Genomic DNA, 16,648 nt, shown 5'->3' with positions numbered 1-16,648 from the left:
GGAATGGACGACGAGGAATGGACGACGACGAATGACCGGATGGATGACGGCGCAGCAGCGGACGGTACTGGCGGTGGCCGTCCTGGCGACCTTCATCGCCTTCCTCGACGGCAGCGTGGTGACGGTGGCCCTCCCCGCGATCGGCCGGGAGCTGGGCGGCGGGCTCGCCGTCCAGCAGTGGGTGGTGGATGCGTACCTCCTGACCCTCGGATCGGTCATCCTGCTCGCCGGGTCGCTCTCCGACCTGTTCGGGCGCCGACGGGTGCTGCTCTGGGGTCTCGCCGGCTTCGCCGTCGCCTCGGCGCTGTGCGCTCTCGCACCGACCGCCGGCATCCTCGTGCTCGCCCGTGGGCTCCAGGGCGTCGCCGGAGCACTGCTCGTGCCGAGTTCCCTCGCGCTGATCCTCGGCACGTTCAGCGGAGCGGGCCGGCCGCGGGCGATCGGCGTCTGGACGGCCATCACCTCCCTCGCCAGCATCGCAGGGCCGGTGCTCGGCGGCGTGCTGGTCGACGCCCTGTCGTGGCGGTGGGTGTTCGCCGTCAACCTCCTCCCGATCGCGGTCGCGCTGCTGCTCGTGCGGGCGCTCCCACGGGACGCGGCGCCGAGCACCCGCGCCCGCGTCGACGGCATCGGGGCTGGTCTCGGCGTGCTCGGACTCGGGCTTCCCGTGTTCGCGCTGATCGAGCATCCCCGGTTCGGATGGGGCTCGCCCCTGATCGCCGGATCGATCGTGATCGGCGCGGTGGCGCTCGTGGCCTTCGTGATCCGCGAACGCCGGGCCGCGCACCCGATGCTGCCGCTCGGGATCTTCCGCGCACGCGACTTCACCGTCGGCAACGTGGCGACGGCATTCATCTACGGCGGGGTCGCCGTCGGCACGTTCGCGCTCGCGCTGTTCCTGCAGCAGGGGGCCGGGTACAGCGCGACCCTGGCCGGGTTCGCCCTGGTGCCGTCGAGCATCGTGCTGATCGCCCTCTCGGCGTACTTCGGCCGCCTCAGCGGACGGGTCGGACCCCGGGTGATGATGACGGTCGGGCCGGTGATCGCCGGAGGCGGTTTCGCCCTCATGCTCCGGATCTCCCGGGAGGCCGACTACCTGACCGAGGTGCTGCCCGCCGTTGTGGTCTTCGGGCTGGGCATGGCCATCACGGTCGCCCCGCTGACGGCGACCATCCTGGGCGCGGTCGACCCGGCACGGTCCGGGATCGCGTCGGCAGTCAACAACGCGGTGTCCCGCGTCGCCGGCCTCGTCGCGGTCGCACTGGCCGGCTCGGCAGGGGCGACGATGTCGGCGGTCGCGGGTTTCCACGAGCTGGCCGGCGCAGCGGCCGTCGCCCTCGCGGCGGGCGGGATCATCTCGGCCGTCGGCATCCGGAACCCGCGCGGGGTCGGCGGCGACGCGGCCGAGACGGAGGTGTCGGGGCACCACGCCCTGCTCCGCTGACCGGGAATTCGCGCTCGGCTGTCACATCCGGGACCCGTCGCCGGTCAGAAGTGATGGGTGCGCGGAGAGACCGCGCAGAACGGAGCAGCACATGAAGATCGTCGTCATCGGCGGAACCGGCCTGATCGGCCGGGGCGTCGTCGCGCATCTGCAGGAGCAGGGCCACGAGGTGGTCGCGGCCTCGCCGTCGACCGGCGTGGACGCGGTCACCGGCACCGGCCTCGCCGCCGCCCTGGAGGGTGCGGATGTCGTCGTCGACACCCCCAACGCGCCCTCGTTCGAAGACGGCCCGGTGCACGAGTTCTTCGAGCGGTCCACGACCAACCTGGTCGCGGCCGAGAAGACCGCAGGGGTGCGCCACCACGTCGTGCTGTCCATCGTGGGGGCCGACCGCATGCCCGACATCGGCTACATGCGCGCGAAGCTGACGCAGGAGCGCATCGTGCGCGAGAGCGGCGTGCCGTTCACCATCCTCCGTGCGACGCAGTTCTTCGAGTTCATCGGCGCGCTCGCCGACGGGGCGACGCACGACGGCACCGCGACCCTGTCGGATGTGCTGATGCAGCCGATCGCGGCGGCGGACGTGTCGGCGGCCCTCGCGGAGGTCGCCGTCGCCGACCCGTCGAACGGGATCGTGGAGATCGCCGGCCCGGAGCCCCTGCGGTTGGACGACCTCGCGCGCCGGCTGCTCTCCGCCTCGGGCGACCCGCGGACCGTCGTCACCGATCCGGACGCCGGGTACTTCGGCGGCCGCGTCGACGACCGCTCGCTCACTCCGGGCAACGACCCGGCGATCACCGACCACCGGTACGGCGGGACGACGTTCTCCCGCTGGCTGGAGGAGCGCCGCTAGCATTCGACCATGACGGGGGCAGCGGAGCAGGACGACCTCGACACCGCCGCGGCGACGTTCGCGGCGGTGCGGCCGCGCCTGTTCGGCATCGCCTACCGGATGCTCGGGACCGTCGCGGACGCGGAGGACATCGTCCAAGACACCTGGGAGCGCTGGCAGCGCACCGACCGCTCGGCCGTGCGCGAGCCGGCGGCGTTCCTGGCGACCGCGGCGACCCGGCTGGCGATCAACCACGCGCAGTCGGCGCGCGTGAAGCGCGAGACGTACATCGGGCCGTGGCTCCCCGAGCCCGTCGACACGAGTGCCGACCCGTCCCTCGGCGCCGAGCGCGGGGAGGCGCTGGAGTTCGCCGTGCTCGTCCTGCTCGAGAAGCTGACGCCGACCGAGCGCGCCGCGTACGTGCTGCGGGAGGCCTTCGACTATCCGTACGCGCAGATCGCGGAGATCATCCAGGGCTCCGAGGCCTCCGCGCGGCAGCTGGTCAGCCGCGCGCGGAAGCACCTCGCGGAGGAGCGGCACGTGCGCGAGGTCGACCACGCCCAGCAGAAGCGGATGCTGGAGGCCTTCCTCGAGGCCGCGCAGTCCGGCGACATCGCCGAGCTGGAGCGGATGTTCACGGCCGACATCGTCAGCTACTCCGACGGGGGCGGGCTGGCTCGCGCGTCGCGCATCCCCGTCTTCACCCGGGAGACGGTGGCGAAGTACGTGCAGGCGTTCTCCGGCCGGTTCTGGGACGGGACCGTCCATCTCGTCGAGGCCAACGGCGCCCCGGCCGCCGTGCTGGTGCGCGGCGGCGCCGTCGTCGCCTTCGTCGCGCTGGACGTCACCGCCGACGGCATCCGCCGCCTGCAGTGGGTGCTCAACCCGCAGAAGCTGGAGCGCATCCCCGTCCCGGCGTGACGCACACCTCGATGTGCGCCCCGATGTCACAGATCGGGGTGCTGTCCGGTCATAGCGGGTGAAGGCACATTCATCGGCCGGACAGGAGGCACTCATGCGCCGGATCCTCGTGGTGGGCGGCGGTTACGCCGGTTTCTACACCGCATGGAAGCTCGAGAAGAGGCTGCGGAGGGACGAGGCCGAGATCGTCGTCATCGATCCCCGGCCGTACATGACGTACCAGCCGTTCCTCCCCGAGGTCGCAGCGGGGTCGATCGAGGCGCGGCACGCGGCCATCTCCCTCCGCAGCCACCTGAAGCGTGCGCGGCTCATCCACGCCGCGGTGACCCGGATCGATCACGCATCGAAGACGGTTTCGGTGCTCCCGCAGGACGGCGAGCCGTTCGAGCTCGGCTACGACATCATCGTGGTCACCGCCGGCGCGGTCACCCGCACGTTCCCCATCCCCGGGATCACGGAGAACGCCATCGGCATGAAGCACGTCGAGGAGGCCGTCGCGATCCGGGACCGGCTGCTCGACGCCTTCGACCGCGCGTCGGTGCTGCCACCGGGACCGGAGCGCAGCCGCCTGCTCACGGTCGCCTTCGTGGGCGGCGGGTTCTCCGGCGTCGAGGGCTTCGGCGAGACGCTCTCGCTGGCGACCGCGCTGCTGAAGTCGTATCCCGAGCTGACCTTCTCCGACCTGTCGTTCCACCTGATCGAGGCGCGCGACCGCATCCTCCCCGAGGTCACCGACGAGCCGGGGCGCTGGGTGGTGCGTGCGCTGGAGCGCCGTGGGGCGCGCATCCATCTGGAGGCGCAGCTCGTCTCGGCCGAGGGCGGCCACCTGGTGCTCTCGACCGGTGAGGAGTTCGACGCGCACACCATCGTGTGGACAGCCGGGAACGGCGCCAACCCGGTCGTCGCGAACCACACCGACCTGCCGGTCACGGCGCGGGGATCGGTCATGGTCCGCGCCGACCTGCGGGTGGGGACACCGGAGGCGGTCGTGCCGGACGCCTGGGCGGCCGGCGACGACGCGGCGGTGCCGGACCTGGCATCCCCGATCGACGGGTCGATCACGGTGCCGAACGCGCAGCACGCGGTCCGGCAGGCCAAGCGGCTGGCGAAGAACATCGTCGCGACCCTGCGCGGGGAGCAGCCGAAGGACTACGTGCACCACAGCCTCGGCGTCGTCGCGACGCTGGGCCTCGGCCGCGGCATCTTCCAGTGGCGCGGCATCGTCATCACCGGCTTCGTCGCCTGGGTGATGCACCGCGGCTATCACGTCCTCGCGATCCCGACGTGGGAGCGCAAAGTGCGCGTACTGCTGGTCTGGGCGAGCGCCCTGCTCTTCGGACGCGACATCGTCTCGCTGCTCTCGGTGCAGCATCCGCGGCGGGCGTTCGTCGGCGGCGGGGTGCCCGAGCGGGATGCGCGAGAGCTCGCCGGGAGGGCCGCCTGATGCCCGTCGATCGCCGGCGGAGACGTTCCGTCACAGCCAGGCTCGCCGGGGTCGTCTCGGTCAGCGCCGCCGGTCGACGGGCCGCCGCGCTGCGCGACGAGCTCCGCGCCCGTCGGGTGCCGCTGCACTGGACGAACATGTTCGGGGTCATCGCCTTCGCGTGCGTCCTCGTGCTGTTCGTCAGCGGCTTCCTCCTGATGTTCGCCTACACGCCCTCGGGCACGCGGGTGACCTACGACGGCCCGTACGCACCGCTCGCCGGTGCCGAGATGTCGAAGGCGCTGCAGTCGACCCTCGCGATCACGTTCGAGGTGCCGGGCGGCCTGCTCGTCCGGCAGGCGCACCACTGGGCGGGCCTCCTCCTCCCGGCCGCGATCCTGCTGCAGCTGGCGGTGTCGTTCTTCACCGGCGCGTTCCGCCGCCCCCGCCGGTTGTCGTGGGTCCTGCTGTTCGGCCTGCTGATCACCGCCCTCCTCGGCGGGTGGAGTGGGTACGCCCTCCCCGACGACATGCTCTCCGGCACCGGGCTGCGGATCGTGGAGGGGATCGTCCTCGGCATCCCGGTGGTCGGCACCTGGCTGTCGGCGCTGCTGTTCGGCGGCGAGTTCCCGGGACGGATCATCGAGAACCTCTACCCCATCCATGTCGCGGTCGTGCCTGCCCTCCTGGTGCTGCTGCTCGCTGCGCGGGCTCGACGCGCGTACACCGAGAAGCCGGCGCAGTTCGCCGGGCCGGGGCGCACGGAGGAGCGGATCGTCGGGGTCCCGGTGCTGCCGGAGCTGGCGGCCCGGGCGGGCGGCCTTCTCGCGATCGCGACCGGAGTGATCGTCCTCCTCGCCGCCACGGTCACGATCAGCCCGATCTGGCTGTACGGACCCTCCTCCCCCGGCGACGCCTCCGCCGGCAGCCAGCCCGACTGGTACACCGGCTTCCTCGACGGAGCGCTCCGCCTCGTCCCGCCCGACTGGGAGTTCGAGTGGCTCGGCCGCACCTGGACGCTCGCGATCCTCATCCCGCTCGCGGTCGTCGGACTCTACCTGGTCGCCATCGCGGTGTACCCGTTCGTCGAGGAGTGGGTGACCGGCGACCACCGCGATCACCACCTCCTCGACCGCCCGCGCAACGAGCCGACCCGCACCGGCCTGGGCGTCTCGGCCATCGTCTTCTACGCATCCCTGTGGGGCGCGGGCAGCGCCGACCTCGTGGCCACGCACTTCCACCTCGCGGTCGAGTCGGTGGTGGCCGGCTACCAGGTGCTGGTCGTGGTGGGCCCGGTCGCGGCCTTCCTCGTCACGCGACGGGTGTGCCTGGCTTTGCAGAAGCGCGACCGCGACATCCTGCTGCACGGGTACGAGACCGGGCGGATCGTCCGGCTGCCGGGCGGCGAGTACGTGGAGGTGCACGGCGCGGTGGATGCGGCCGAGCGGTACCGTCTCGCCGGACCGGCCGCCATGGACCCGGTCGACGCGCGGCCGGACGAGGACGGGCGGCTGCGTCTCTCGGAGCGGCTCAGGACGACCCTCGCCCGAGTGTTCTTCGAGGACAGGCTGGAGCCGGTGGACTCCCAGACCCGCGACGAGGCCGTCGCCGGAGGACGAGTGGATGAGGCGATCACGGAACCAGAGGAGACGCGGGCGGGCGCGGCGTGACGCGGAGGCGGCCGTCGCGGCCACTGCTCTGACGGCGTTGCTGGGCGACGCATACCTCGCCGGCGACGGTGCGGCCCTGGCGCGGCTGCTCGGGCCGGACGTCCACCTGGTGGTCGACCGCGGAGGCGGCGGGGCGGCGCTCCCGGTCGCGGCCGGACCGGCCTGCGCGGTCGCGCTGCTGCGCTGCGTGCTGGGCGAACCGTCGACACTCCGGCTGGAAGCTCGACCGATGAACGGGCGCTCCGGCCTCGTCGCGTCCCGCGGCGGACAGGTGGTCGCCGTCGCGGTGCCCTCCGGAACCGCCGGCGCCGTCGACCACCTGTGGGTCGTCGCGGACCCCGCCAAGCTGCGTCATTGGGGGTAGTGCCTCCGACGTGGCTCAGACGACGGAGGGCGCAGGGTCGTTCGACCCTGCGCCCTTCGTCCGCGTCGTGCTCAGCCCTGACGGGCCTTCATCCGCGGGTTCTTCTTGTTGATGATGAACGTGCGGCCCCGGCGGCGCACCACCTGGGCGCCGGGCATCGCCTTGAGCGAGCTCAGTGAGTTGCGTACCTTCATGACGGACCTCCCTTGTTGAAATCTATTCTCAATAACAACGGAGAGGCGCGGTTTATTCGCCGACGTCAGTCCTGCGGTCGCACCAGGTGCCGGTCGAGAGCGACGGCGATCGCCTCATCGCGGTTCGACACGTCCAGCTTCCGGTAGATGCTGCGGATCTGCGACTTCACCGTGTTCACGGAGACCCCCAGCTCCTGCGCGACCTCGGGGACGCGGGAGGTCCGCAGGTAGACCTCGAGCACGGCGAGCTCGCGCGGGCTGAGCGGTTCGCCTTCGGGCCGCGGCAGCAGCAGGGACCGGGCGGGAACCCCCTCGAGCACGTCGCCGAAGCCCGCTCCCGCGAGCGCATCGACGAGGCCGGGGAAGTCGTCGACGGGCACGAGTGCGACGGCGAGCCGTTGACCGCTCGCGCGCAGGAGCTCCCCCAGTTCCTCCACGGCCGTTCTCCGGCGCGGACCGCCGGCGAATCGGAGGAGCGCGGCGGACTCCAGCGACAGCGCCTCCGCGCGCACGCGGGAGTCCATCAGCTCTCCGGCGACCCGGCGCAGCTGCTGGAGCGCCGCGCCCGTCCGGCCGAGCGCCAGTTCGACACGCGCCTGCCCGACGTGACGGTGCACGCTGCCCGAATCGAGCTGACGGAGCACGGCCGTCGCGGTCGTGAGGTCGCCGAGCGCGATGTGCAGCAGCGCCCGGGACGGCGCGAGCTCGCGGCGGGCTGCCGCCCCGCGCCCCTCCGCACCCCGCAGGGCGGCGAACGCGTCCATCCCGGCGAGCCCCGCGGAGGGCCGGCCGTCGACCAGCTCGACGAACGCCTCGGTGACGGCGATCGCCCGCCAGTGCTCGATGGTCCGGCGGTCGTGGGTCATCGCCGCCAGCTGCTCCCGCGCCGTCGGGGCGTCGAACCGTTCCAGCGCCACGACCGCCTCGGCGATGCGGTAGAACGTCCCCGGATACCAGGAGCGCTGCATGGCCGTCCACTGCTCGTCCTGGGCCAGCTCGATGTAGGCCATCGCCTCGTGGATGTCGCCCCGGAGCGCGTGGATGCCGGCCGCCATCGCGACGTTGGCGAAGCCGGAGGAGTACCCGGTGGGCGGAGACTCGGCCAGGCCCTTCTCGAAGGTCTCCAGGGCCAGCTCGACCTCGCCCGCGTAGTACTGGGTCGTGCCGACGTGCGCGTAGATGCGGGAGAGCGCCTGAACGGAGGCGCGCTGGTCCAGCGGCAGCCCGTCGAGCGCCGCGACCGCCTTCCGTGCCGCCGCGCCGCCGAGTCGCGGTCGCCCGATCAGGCGGTACGCAGCGCTCTCGCTGACGAGGATGAGCGCGCGGTCGACGGGTCCCATCCGGTCGACCCCCTGCCGAGCGGCGCGAGCCGCCCCGACGAAGTACCGCAGCCCCTTCATCCGGCGATGCGGCTGCAGGTTGTAGGCGATGCCGAGCATCATCATGAGCAGCGGACGCGTGTGCAGCTCGGACGCCGGTATCCGCTCGGCGACCTGCGCGAACCCCTGCCGGATCCCGATGACGACGTCGAACCAGTGGTCCCGGACGACGGCGGTCGCCGTGTCGTAGTCGGCAGCGTCCACCGCATCCTGGAACTGCCGGAGCACATCCCGGTCGAACGTCAGCCGGATGTCGTCGGCACCCTCGGGCTCCGGGTCGGCGCCCGCGGAGAACGAGCGCGCGGACTCGTCCGAGAACGTGCTCATGGCGGCTCCAGGGTCGGCGGAAAAGGGGGCGTCGACTTCATCGTAATGACGGCCCGGCGCATCGCCCACGATCGCCGGCCTGTCACGCGAGACCGCGCCCGCCGGTCCTAGCTGACGTGCGTCGGCATGGCGCACCCGAACGGAAGGACATCACCATGACAGACCAGACACCCACCGTCGTCCTCGTGCACGGCGCATTCGCCGACGCCTCCAGCTGGAATGGCGTCATCGAGCGCCTGCACCGGCAGTCGATCCCCGTCGTCGCGGCAGCGAACCCGCTGCGCAGCCTGACCGGCGACGCCGCCTACCTCCGCGACGTGATCGCCGCGGTCGAGGGCCCGGTCGTCCTCGTCGGGCACTCCTACGGCGGCCTCGTCATCTCGGAGGCCGGATCCGCGAACGACCGCGTCGTCGCCCTGGTCTACGTCAATGCGTTCGTCCCGGAGCACGGCCAGACCGCGTTCGACCTGTCGTCGGAGTTCCCGGGCAGCACCCTCGGGGACGCCCTCGACGCGCATCCGCTGTCGTCGGGCGGGGCCGACCTCGTCATCAGCCCGGACGCCTTCCACCACCAGTTCGCCGCCGACGTGGACGAGCGCACGGCCGGTCTGATGGCGGCGACGCAGCGTCCCGTCACGCAGGCAGCACTCACGGAGGCGCTCCCGACCAGCACGCCGGCCTGGGCGACGACACCCGCATGGTGCGTGTTCGGCGACGCCGACCTCAACATCCCCGTCGCCGAGCACCGGGCCGGCGCAGAACGCGCGAAGGCCCGCGGGGTCCGCGAGGTCGCGGGTGGTTCGCACGCCCTGCCGGTCTCGCAGCCGGATGCGGTGGCCGAGACGATCGTGGACGCCGTCCGTGCGGTGAGCGCGCTCGCCGCCTGAGCCAGGGGCTCCCTGTCAGAACGCCCCGACTCCCCGCGCGCGGTCGTAGCGTAGGGGAGGACGAGGAGGCGCGAGATGGCGAGAGTTCTGGTGACCGGCGCGGGGAGCGGACTGGGCTTCGGTGCCGCGCGGGAGCTGGCCGAGCACGGTCACACTGTGGTCGGCCACGTCCGCAGCGTGGACAGGGCGGGAGCGCTGCGGGAGGCGCTCGGCGATGACGGGATCATCCTGGCCGCGGAGCTCTCCGACGAGGAACAGGTGCGGGCGCTCGCCGGCGACGTGGCGGACGCCGGAGGGGTGGATGCGGTGATCCACAACGCCGGCGTGATCGACGGCCCCGCCCTCCTCCCGGTCAACGTGGTCGCGCCCTACCTGGTGACGGCCCTGGTCCCCGCCGAACGCTACGTGTTCCTCAGCAGCGGGATGCATCGCGGCGGACGCGCGACCCTCGACGGGCTCGACTGGTCGGGTCGCACGCGCACCGCGTCGTACTCCGACAGCAAGCTGATCGTGACCGCCCTCGCGGCCGCGCTCCCCCGCTTCCGTGCCGGCGTCTTCAGCAACGCGGTCGACCCCGGCTGGGTGCCGACGCGGATGGGCGGGCGCAACGCCCCCGACGACCTCGAGCTCGGTCACCGCACGCAGGTCTGGCTCGCCGAGGGCGAAGACCCGGAGACCCGCACGTCGGCGTACTGGCACCACCAGCGACAGCAGCGACCGCATCCCGCCGTCGCCGACCTGGCGTTCCAGGATGCGGTCGTCGCGGCGCTGCGGGCGCACACCGGCACCAGCCTCTGACGGCGACCGCCGCCGGGACGACGAAGCGCCGCGGCATTGGACCGCGGCGCTTCCGAGCTCTCCGAGCTCGGCGTCGGCTTACTTGAAGGCGTCCTTGATGTCCTCGCCGACGTTCTTCGCCTTGGCGGCGGCCTGGTCGGCCTTGCCCTCCGCGACCTTCTTGTCGTCGTCGGTGAGCTTGCCGATGGCCTCCTCGGCCTTGCCCTTCAGCTCCTGAGCGGTGTTCTTGATCTTGTCGGCAGCACTCATGGCTGTCTCCTTCCTTCTTGTGGTTGGGATGGGGTGTTTCGGGTGCCTCACGAGGGCCGGGCGGCGCTCGTGGACGTGTCGACCCGCGTCGCCGCCTGGAGCCGGGAGCGGAAGCCGCCGACCAGCTGGGCGAAGACGGGAAGCGTTGTGCCGAGGGCGGCGTCGAGGAGCGTCACCGCTTCATCCACCGCGTCCGTCACCTCGCGCGGGGATGCGCCGCGGCGGCAGCGGACCGTCACCTTCAGCGCCGGCGTGCGCCGCACCCGGTAGGCGCTCACCGCCACCCCGGCGACGCCCGGCACGGGCTTCAGCTGCTCGGAGAGCAGGGTCGCGGGGACCGCCGTGTCGAGCTCGACGGAGCCGTCCGGCGTCTGCAGCGTGAGGACCGTGGAGGTCGAGCCGTGACCTGCCCGGAGGATCAGGGCGATCAGCAGCACCACGAACAGGACGGCCACGACGAGGGCGACGAGCGCGGCAAGACTGATCGTCGTCCCGGGCCACAGCGGCTGCCCGAAGGCGGCGTCGGCCGTCGTCGTCGCGGAGCGGCCGACGCCGCGCCAGATCCGTCCCGCGTCGGGGACGAGGAGGAGGGCCACGGCGAGCGCCGCGACGACGAGGGCGATGAGCCCGGTGACGGCGAGCAGCAGCCGGTTGATGACGCGGTTGGTGTCGTTCACGATCCGACCTTTCCTGTGGGGGAGACGAGGATGCTGAACCGCATGGGACCTGTCGTGCGGGCGAGGGCGAACTCCTCCGAGACGGCGGTCCGCACCTCGTCGCGGTCCACGCGCATCCCGCTGACGGGCACGATGCGCACCACCCCGGTGCGGCGTCCGAGGCTCACGGTCACCGAGTCGGGCGACACCGCCGCGGCACGGGAGGCGCGCCGGGCGAGGGCGGAGGCGAGCATCTCGTCGTCGGCGACGACGGCCGCGCGGTCGCCGAGGACCACCCGGCGGGCACGCCGCCCGGGGAGCAGCGCCAGCGCGAGGAGGATCACCCCGGCCACACCGGCGACGATCGCGACGGCGACGAGCAGGGGCGCCCCCGCGGACGGCGCCGCGGCGACAGCGGCGAGCTGTGCACGCGGGGCCAGCAGCAGCGGGCGCAGCCCGAGCAGATGGAGCACGCCCTCGGTCGCCAGCCACGCGACGGCGACGACGAGGACGACGGCGACGACCGCGGCGGCGACCGTGCGCGGGGAGTGGGTCTCGCGGCGCACGATGCGCGCCTCCAGCCGGTTCATCGCACTCTCCTCTCCGTGATGACGGCCCCGGTCGCCCGGAGGTCGACGCGGGCCACCTCGAGACCGGTGAGCTCTGCGAGGCGCTCCCGGATGCGGGTGCCGGCGTCGGTCAGCCGGGCAGCCAGGGGCTCACCGGCCCCCGACCGGAGCGACCGCACCGCGACCGGCGTCGTGAGCCGGACGGCCAGCGCGCCGGATTCGTCGCGCACGCGGGCCGAGATGTCGGTCGCGCCGACCCCGAGAGCGTCGGCGGCGACCGCACGGGCGAGGTGCTCGAGGGCGATCCGCTCGAACCGGTCGCGCCCGGCGGTCATGACGACGAGCGCCGGCCGCGCAGGGCGTCGGCCAGGCGGGCCAGGTCGACCTCGCCGCCGAGGACGCGCGCCACCAGGTACCCGACCAGCGCGGCAGCGGCCACGCCGACGAAGACCCAGAAGCCGAACGCCGCCCAGACGACGGCCAGGCCGCCTCCGATGAGGGCGCCGAAGCGGGCGGCGGTCACTGGACCCGGGCTTCCTGATCGTCGTCGTCGCTCGGCAGGTGCACGTCGTTGATGGTCACGTTGACCTCGGTGACCTCCAGCCCGACGATCCGCTCGATCGCCTGGACGATCGCGGAGCGCACATCGGCGGCGACCTTCTGCAGCGACACCGGGTACTCGGCGACGATGGTCACGTCCGCGGCGACCTGCTTCTCGCCGACCTCGACGCTGATGCCCTGGCCGTGGTCGGTCGCGTTGATCGCCTCGCGCAGAGCGCCGAGGGCACGGGCCGCTCCGCCTCCGAGCGCGTGGACGCCGGGGACCTCGCGCGCCGCGATGCCGGCGACCTTCGCCACGACGGCGTCGCTGATCACGGTCTTGCCGGTGGCGGGCTCCGCCGGAACCGCGGTGGTGGATGTGGTGGTTGCCATGTCCTGTCCTTCCGATCCGTTTCGTGCGGCCCATTCGTGTGGGTCGCACTCCTGTGACGGAGCGGCGGCGCCGTTCGTCACGCCGAGAACCTGAGAAATCGCTCAATCGTCTCGCCTGGCTAGTTACTACCCGTTCTAGCAGAACCCGGCCTACACTCAAGGGGTGGACCGAGTCGCGGAAGGGGGCAGGGTGACGCGGACAAGCCTGCACGACCTCCTCGACGCCGGTGACGACACGCTCGCGGGCCGCGCTGCGGACGGCGACACGGTCGCCTTCGAGGTGCTCGTCCGCCGCCACGGACCTCTGATGCGGGCGTACGCAGCGCGCATGCTCGGGTCGACCTACGAATCGGACGACGTGGTGCAGGAGACCTTCGTCACGGCATGGCGCCGGCTCGGGGAGCTGCACGAGGGGGCGGCCGTCAAGTCGTGGCTCATGCGCATCCTGAGCCGCCGCTGCATCGACCGCATCCGCGCTCGGCACGAGTACGACGACGTGACCGAGCTGGACGCTCCGGCGCCCGCGGCCGCCGGTCCGGAGCACGTGACGGAGGTCCGCACCGCGAACGAAGCCCTCGGCCGCGCCCTGGACGCGCTGCCCGAGCTGCAGAGGAGATGCTGGGTGCTCCGCGAAGTGGGACAGTACAGTTACGACGAGATCGCGCAGGAGCTCGACATCCCGGTATCGACCGTCCGCGGCCAGCTCGCTCGCGGAAGAAGACGACTGCTCGAGGCGATGGAGGACTGGCGATGACCGACCCGTACCTCCCCGGCGACGAGCTCATCGACGGGCACACGCTCGACGAGCTGAGCGACTACCTGGCCCGCGGCCGGACGCCCGCGGACCCCTCGATCGACGGCTCCCCGGAGTGCCGCGCCGCGCTGGCCTCCCTCGAACGACTCAGCCGCACGACGATGGAGCTGATGGAGGTCGAGGCCGAGCGCTCCCCGACCGACGACGGATGGGTGAGCCGCATCCTCGACGGCATCCGGCTGGATGTGCAATCCGGCCGGCGCGTTCCCCTCTCGCACCCCGACGAGACCGCCGACCTGGCGCTGACGGAAGGCGCCGTGCGGGCGCTGGTGCGCGACGTCGGCGACGGCATCGATGGCGTGATCGTGGGCCGCTGCCGGCTCGACGGCGACCTCGAGACGCTCGGATCGCCGGTCGCGGTGCACGTCGAGATCTCCGTCCGGTACGGCGACCCGCTCGAGGCCGTCGCCGCCGAAGTGCGTGCCGCGGTCGCGGCGGAGCTCGCGGCCCACGCCGAACTGAACGTCGCGTCGGTGGATGTGACGGTGACGGATGTGCGCGCCGGACGCGCCCAGGACGGAGGACCCGCATGAGCGCGACGGACGCCTCACCCGCGGCCGAGCTCGCCGCCCTGATCGGCGGAGTGCCCGGGGTGGCCCGCCTCTACCCCGCCGCCGGCCTGGTCGGCCGGGTCACCGGAGCGGTGGCCGCAGCGGTCGGGGGCGCCCCTGCGGACGACATCGCCGTCGCCCCCGACCGCATCGCGATCCGGATCGGGGTCGGCACGGAGCGGCCAGCGGCCGCGGTCTGCCGCGACGTGTACACGGCGGCGCGCGCGTGGGCGGCCGTCGCGGGCATCCCGGACGCCGTGATCGAGGTCACGGCGGCGTCGATCGAGACGGTTGACACCGATTTGCCAGCACTTCCCCAGCCCGCTCGCCGCTAGGATCGAGGACAACAAGGGGAGTACTCCCGCCCGCAGTGAGCCCGTCATTACGGATGCGCCATCGCATCCCGGGCCGCTGGTCCCGAACCGAGATCGTCGATCCGGTCGGGGCGGAGGAGACCTTGGCGAGACGTTCCGCCTACCCCTTGGAGTCCCGGTGCAGGTCACCCCGCTCATCTGGATCATCACGATCGCCGTCACGATCGCGTTCTTCGTCTACGAGTTCTTCGCGCACGTGCGGAAGCCGCATGAGCCGACCATCGGCGAATCGGCGCGCTGGTCCGCCTTCTACATCGGACTCGCGCTGCTGTTCGGCGTCGGAATCGGCATGGTCTCCGGCTGGACGTACGGCGGCGAGTACTTCGCCGGCTACCTGACCGAGAAGGTCCTCTCGGTCGACAACCTCTTCGTCTTCCTGCTGCTGATCTCGGCGTTCGCCGTGCCGAAGGCGTACCAGCAGAAGGTGCTGATGATCGGCATCCTCATCGCCCTGGTGCTGCGCGGCGCGTTCATCGCCGTCGGCGCCGGGCTCATCGAGAACTACTCGTGGGTGTTCTACCTGTTCGGCGCCCTCCTGCTCTTCCTGGCGTGGCGGCAGGCGTTCGCCTCGCACGAGTCCGACCCGTCCGACAACCGGGTGATGCGGTTCATCAGACGGCACCTGCCCGTCACCGACGAGTACAACCGCGACCGGCTGACGGTGAAGAAGGACGGACGCCGCTTCGTCACCCCGATGCTGCTGACCATCATCGCGATCAGCCTCATCGACGTGGTCTTCGCCGTCGACTCCATCCCGGCGATCTACGGGCTCACCAGCGAGGCCTACATCGTCTTCACCGCCAACGCGTTCGCCCTGATGGGACTCCGCCAGCTGTACTTCCTGATCGGCGGGCTCCTCGAACGGCTGGTCTACCTGTCGCAGGGTCTCGCGGTCATCCTCGGCTTCATCGGGGTCAAGCTCGTCTTCCACGCGCTGCACGTCAACGAGCTCCCGTTCATCAACGGGGGCCGCCCGGTCGAGTGGATCCCCGAGATCCCGACCTGGCTGTCGCTGCTGTTCATCGGAACGACGATCGCCGTCGCCGCGGCCGCCAGCCTCCTCAAGACGCGCGGCGATCGGGCCGCCGAGGGCAGCGAGGGCCAGGACGAGCCGGAGCTCAGTCCGGACGCGCGTCCGCAGCGGTGAGCGGTGAGGTCGACTGCGAGTCCGTGTTGTCTCAATGGACTGGCGCACCGTGGGGTCCCCCGCTGCGCGCAGCAACCTGGAGTACACGATTAACCGCTCGATATGCGGGGAATGTGTTATCCTTATCTCAACATTCGGACCCATTCAGCCCTCGGGCTGGGTGGGTTCTTCGTTTAATGCTCGATTGGTCAGACGTGAAGCAATGGATCGACCTGACCGCGCAAGTCCAGCGACACCTGGACCGCGGGTTGTACTTAGGAAACGTTAGTGCAGACAGATTTGCCATGTTCCTGTACTCCAGCAACTACTACCGCGTGAGCGGCTATGCTCGATGCTTCTACGATCCGATCAGCTCTTCCGAGCGGTATCGCGAGGGAACCAGCGCTGCTGATTTGATGGAGGTCTACGACCTTGACCGCGCGCTTCGAAACGCCATTCTTGATGGCGTCTCAGTGGTTGAACCAACGTTGCGAAGCAGAGTGGCATACCACCTGGCGAGGGTCGTCGGGGCCGGGGATTCGTACCTGGACGAGAACTTCTATCTCCCGGTGGAGGCGCCTCCCAGCCTGGAGGATCCTGGGTTCAGTCGATGGCAGAAACAGCTCAAGAATCGAGGGACGGTCCTCGGAGACCTCAAGGCCGTCCAAGGACGCGACGAGATATTCATTAAGCATCACATCGATCGAGGTGAACCGGTGCCCTTCTGGGCAGCTGTGGAGGTCATCTCCATAGGGACGTTCTCGCGCCTACTGCGGGCTCTCAGGGATAAGACCCTACTCGAGCCCATCGCGAAATCTGTGAACATCGGCGACGTACCGAAGTTGCTTCAAGCGGTCCAAAATGTCACGTTTCTACGCAACATTGCCGCGCACCACGGGCGTCTATGGAACAGAAGATTCGACGGAAACGTCACGCTCCCTGATATCGCACTGAATATCAAGAGGGCATACCTCCATCCCAAGACACCAGCCGCCGGAATCACTCTCCTGGCGAGCCTTGTGGACCAGATCGAAGGTAGTACCGACTACTCGAAACACATTCTTGATTTGGTACATTCAGTTCCCGGCCTTGAGATTGGCTACTACCACCCCACTCTGTGAGCCCTTGGCCCGGGAC

At 71.1% G+C, this 16,648-nt stretch carries 21 protein-coding genes; 13 read left to right on the top strand and 8 right to left on the bottom strand.

Translation table 11 applies throughout. The annotated features are described in order from the left end of the window. Nucleotides 1-31: 31 nt before the first annotated feature. The 6 genes from BLW09_RS01085 (at nt 32) to BLW09_RS01060 (ending at nt 6,654) form a co-directional block, all read left to right on the top strand. Nucleotides 32-1,444, top strand: a complete 1,413-nt coding sequence (locus BLW09_RS01085; protein ID WP_231946976.1) for a DHA2 family efflux MFS transporter permease subunit — start codon at nt 32-34, stop codon at nt 1,442-1,444. Between the two features lie 91 nt (nt 1,445-1,535). Beyond that, complete coding sequence (locus BLW09_RS01080) at nt 1,536-2,297, top strand: SDR family oxidoreductase (protein ID WP_089907352.1); 762 nt, start codon at nt 1,536-1,538, stop codon at nt 2,295-2,297. Between the two features lie 9 nt (nt 2,298-2,306). Then, nucleotides 2,307-3,197, top strand: a complete 891-nt coding sequence (locus BLW09_RS01075; protein WP_089907350.1) for an RNA polymerase sigma-70 factor — start codon at nt 2,307-2,309, stop codon at nt 3,195-3,197. Between the two features lie 94 nt (nt 3,198-3,291). After that, nucleotides 3,292-4,641 carry an NAD(P)/FAD-dependent oxidoreductase gene (locus BLW09_RS01070; RefSeq protein WP_089907348.1) on the top strand — a complete coding sequence of 450 codons (1,350 nt, stop codon included), beginning with the start codon at nt 3,292-3,294 and terminating at the stop codon, nt 4,639-4,641. Then, on the top strand, nt 4,641-6,290 hold the full coding sequence (gene qcrB / locus BLW09_RS01065) for a cytochrome bc1 complex cytochrome b subunit (RefSeq protein WP_089907345.1): 1,650 nt from the start codon (nt 4,641-4,643) through the stop codon (nt 6,288-6,290). The genes BLW09_RS01070 and qcrB overlap by 1 nt, the downstream gene beginning before the upstream one ends. Further along, nucleotides 6,244-6,654 (top strand): siderophore-interacting protein, encoded by a 411-nt coding sequence (locus tag BLW09_RS01060; RefSeq protein WP_157696873.1) that lies wholly within the window; start codon nt 6,244-6,246, stop codon nt 6,652-6,654. Before qcrB ends, BLW09_RS01060 begins: the two co-directional genes overlap by 47 nt. Nucleotides 6,655-6,725: 71 nt before the next feature. Here the strand turns inward: BLW09_RS01060 and ykgO are convergent, their stop codons facing one another. Then, complete coding sequence (ykgO, locus tag BLW09_RS01055; protein ID WP_089907341.1) at nt 6,726-6,848, bottom strand: type B 50S ribosomal protein L36; 123 nt, start codon at nt 6,846-6,848, stop codon at nt 6,726-6,728. A gap of 65 nt (nt 6,849-6,913) precedes the next feature. Then, nucleotides 6,914-8,554, bottom strand: coding sequence for a helix-turn-helix transcriptional regulator (locus tag BLW09_RS01050; protein ID WP_089907339.1), 1,641 nt, complete (start codon nt 8,552-8,554; stop codon nt 6,914-6,916). 155 nt (nt 8,555-8,709) lie between these two features. Between BLW09_RS01050 and BLW09_RS01045 the strand changes: the two genes are divergently transcribed. Continuing rightward, nucleotides 8,710-9,441 carry an alpha/beta fold hydrolase gene (locus BLW09_RS01045; protein ID WP_089907337.1) on the top strand — a complete coding sequence of 244 codons (732 nt, stop codon included), beginning with the start codon at nt 8,710-8,712 and terminating at the stop codon, nt 9,439-9,441. 75 nt (nt 9,442-9,516) lie between these two features. Further along, nucleotides 9,517-10,239, top strand: a complete 723-nt coding sequence (locus tag BLW09_RS01040) for an SDR family NAD(P)-dependent oxidoreductase (RefSeq protein WP_089907335.1) — start codon at nt 9,517-9,519, stop codon at nt 10,237-10,239. A gap of 78 nt (nt 10,240-10,317) precedes the next feature. On the opposite strand, the gene BLW09_RS01035 is transcribed toward BLW09_RS01040, so the two are convergent. The 6 genes from BLW09_RS01035 to BLW09_RS01010 are packed head-to-tail and all read right to left on the bottom strand — an operon-like array spanning nt 10,318 to nt 12,646. After that, on the bottom strand, nt 10,318-10,488 hold the full coding sequence (locus tag BLW09_RS01035) for a CsbD family protein (RefSeq protein WP_089907333.1): 171 nt from the start codon (nt 10,486-10,488) through the stop codon (nt 10,318-10,320). A gap of 47 nt (nt 10,489-10,535) precedes the next feature. Next, the gene (locus tag BLW09_RS01030) at nt 10,536-11,165 is read right to left on the bottom strand and encodes a hypothetical protein (RefSeq protein ID WP_089907331.1); all 630 of its coding nucleotides are present in this window, start codon (nt 11,163-11,165) and stop codon (nt 10,536-10,538) included. Then, entirely contained in the window at nt 11,162-11,734 is a 573-nt protein-coding gene (locus tag BLW09_RS01025; protein ID WP_089907329.1) for a hypothetical protein, read from the bottom strand. Before BLW09_RS01025 ends, BLW09_RS01030 begins: the two co-directional genes overlap by 4 nt. Then, nucleotides 11,731-12,048: a hypothetical protein gene (locus BLW09_RS01020; RefSeq protein WP_089907328.1), complete on the bottom strand. Its 318-nt coding sequence runs from the start codon at nt 12,046-12,048 to the stop codon at nt 11,731-11,733. Before BLW09_RS01020 ends, BLW09_RS01025 begins: the two co-directional genes overlap by 4 nt. Beyond that, entirely contained in the window at nt 12,045-12,236 is a 192-nt protein-coding gene (locus BLW09_RS01015; protein ID WP_089907326.1) for a hypothetical protein, read from the bottom strand. Before BLW09_RS01015 ends, BLW09_RS01020 begins: the two co-directional genes overlap by 4 nt. Continuing rightward, nucleotides 12,233-12,646, bottom strand: a complete 414-nt coding sequence (locus BLW09_RS01010) for an Asp23/Gls24 family envelope stress response protein (protein ID WP_089907324.1) — start codon at nt 12,644-12,646, stop codon at nt 12,233-12,235. Before BLW09_RS01010 ends, BLW09_RS01015 begins: the two co-directional genes overlap by 4 nt. 190 nt (nt 12,647-12,836) lie before the next feature. On the opposite strand from BLW09_RS01010, the gene BLW09_RS01005 reads away from it, so the two are divergent. From BLW09_RS01005 to BLW09_RS00985, 5 genes are all read left to right on the top strand, one after another. Next, nucleotides 12,837-13,400 (top strand): RNA polymerase sigma factor, encoded by a 564-nt coding sequence (locus BLW09_RS01005; RefSeq protein WP_089907322.1) that lies wholly within the window; start codon nt 12,837-12,839, stop codon nt 13,398-13,400. Continuing rightward, nucleotides 13,397-13,993 carry an Asp23/Gls24 family envelope stress response protein gene (locus BLW09_RS01000; RefSeq protein ID WP_089907320.1) on the top strand — a complete coding sequence of 199 codons (597 nt, stop codon included), beginning with the start codon at nt 13,397-13,399 and terminating at the stop codon, nt 13,991-13,993. Before BLW09_RS01005 ends, BLW09_RS01000 begins: the two co-directional genes overlap by 4 nt. Beyond that, a complete protein-coding gene (locus tag BLW09_RS00995) occupies nt 13,990-14,346 on the top strand; it encodes a hypothetical protein (protein WP_089907318.1) in 357 nt (118 codons plus the stop codon). Before BLW09_RS01000 ends, BLW09_RS00995 begins: the two co-directional genes overlap by 4 nt. A gap of 157 nt (nt 14,347-14,503) precedes the next feature. Next, on the top strand, nt 14,504-15,532 hold the full coding sequence (locus tag BLW09_RS00990) for a TerC family protein (RefSeq protein ID WP_231946975.1): 1,029 nt from the start codon (nt 14,504-14,506) through the stop codon (nt 15,530-15,532). 284 nt (nt 15,533-15,816) lie between these two features. Continuing rightward, complete coding sequence (locus BLW09_RS00985; RefSeq protein ID WP_157696872.1) at nt 15,817-16,632, top strand: Abi family protein; 816 nt, start codon at nt 15,817-15,819, stop codon at nt 16,630-16,632. The last annotated feature ends 16 nt before the right edge of the window (nt 16,633-16,648 follow it).

It is taken from the genome of Leifsonia sp. 21MFCrub1.1 (assembly GCF_900107895.1).
GTDB classification, from domain to species: Bacteria; Actinomycetota; Actinomycetes; order Actinomycetales; family Microbacteriaceae; genus Leifsonia; species Leifsonia soli.
This window is presented reverse-complemented; position numbering and strand designations above follow the sequence as displayed.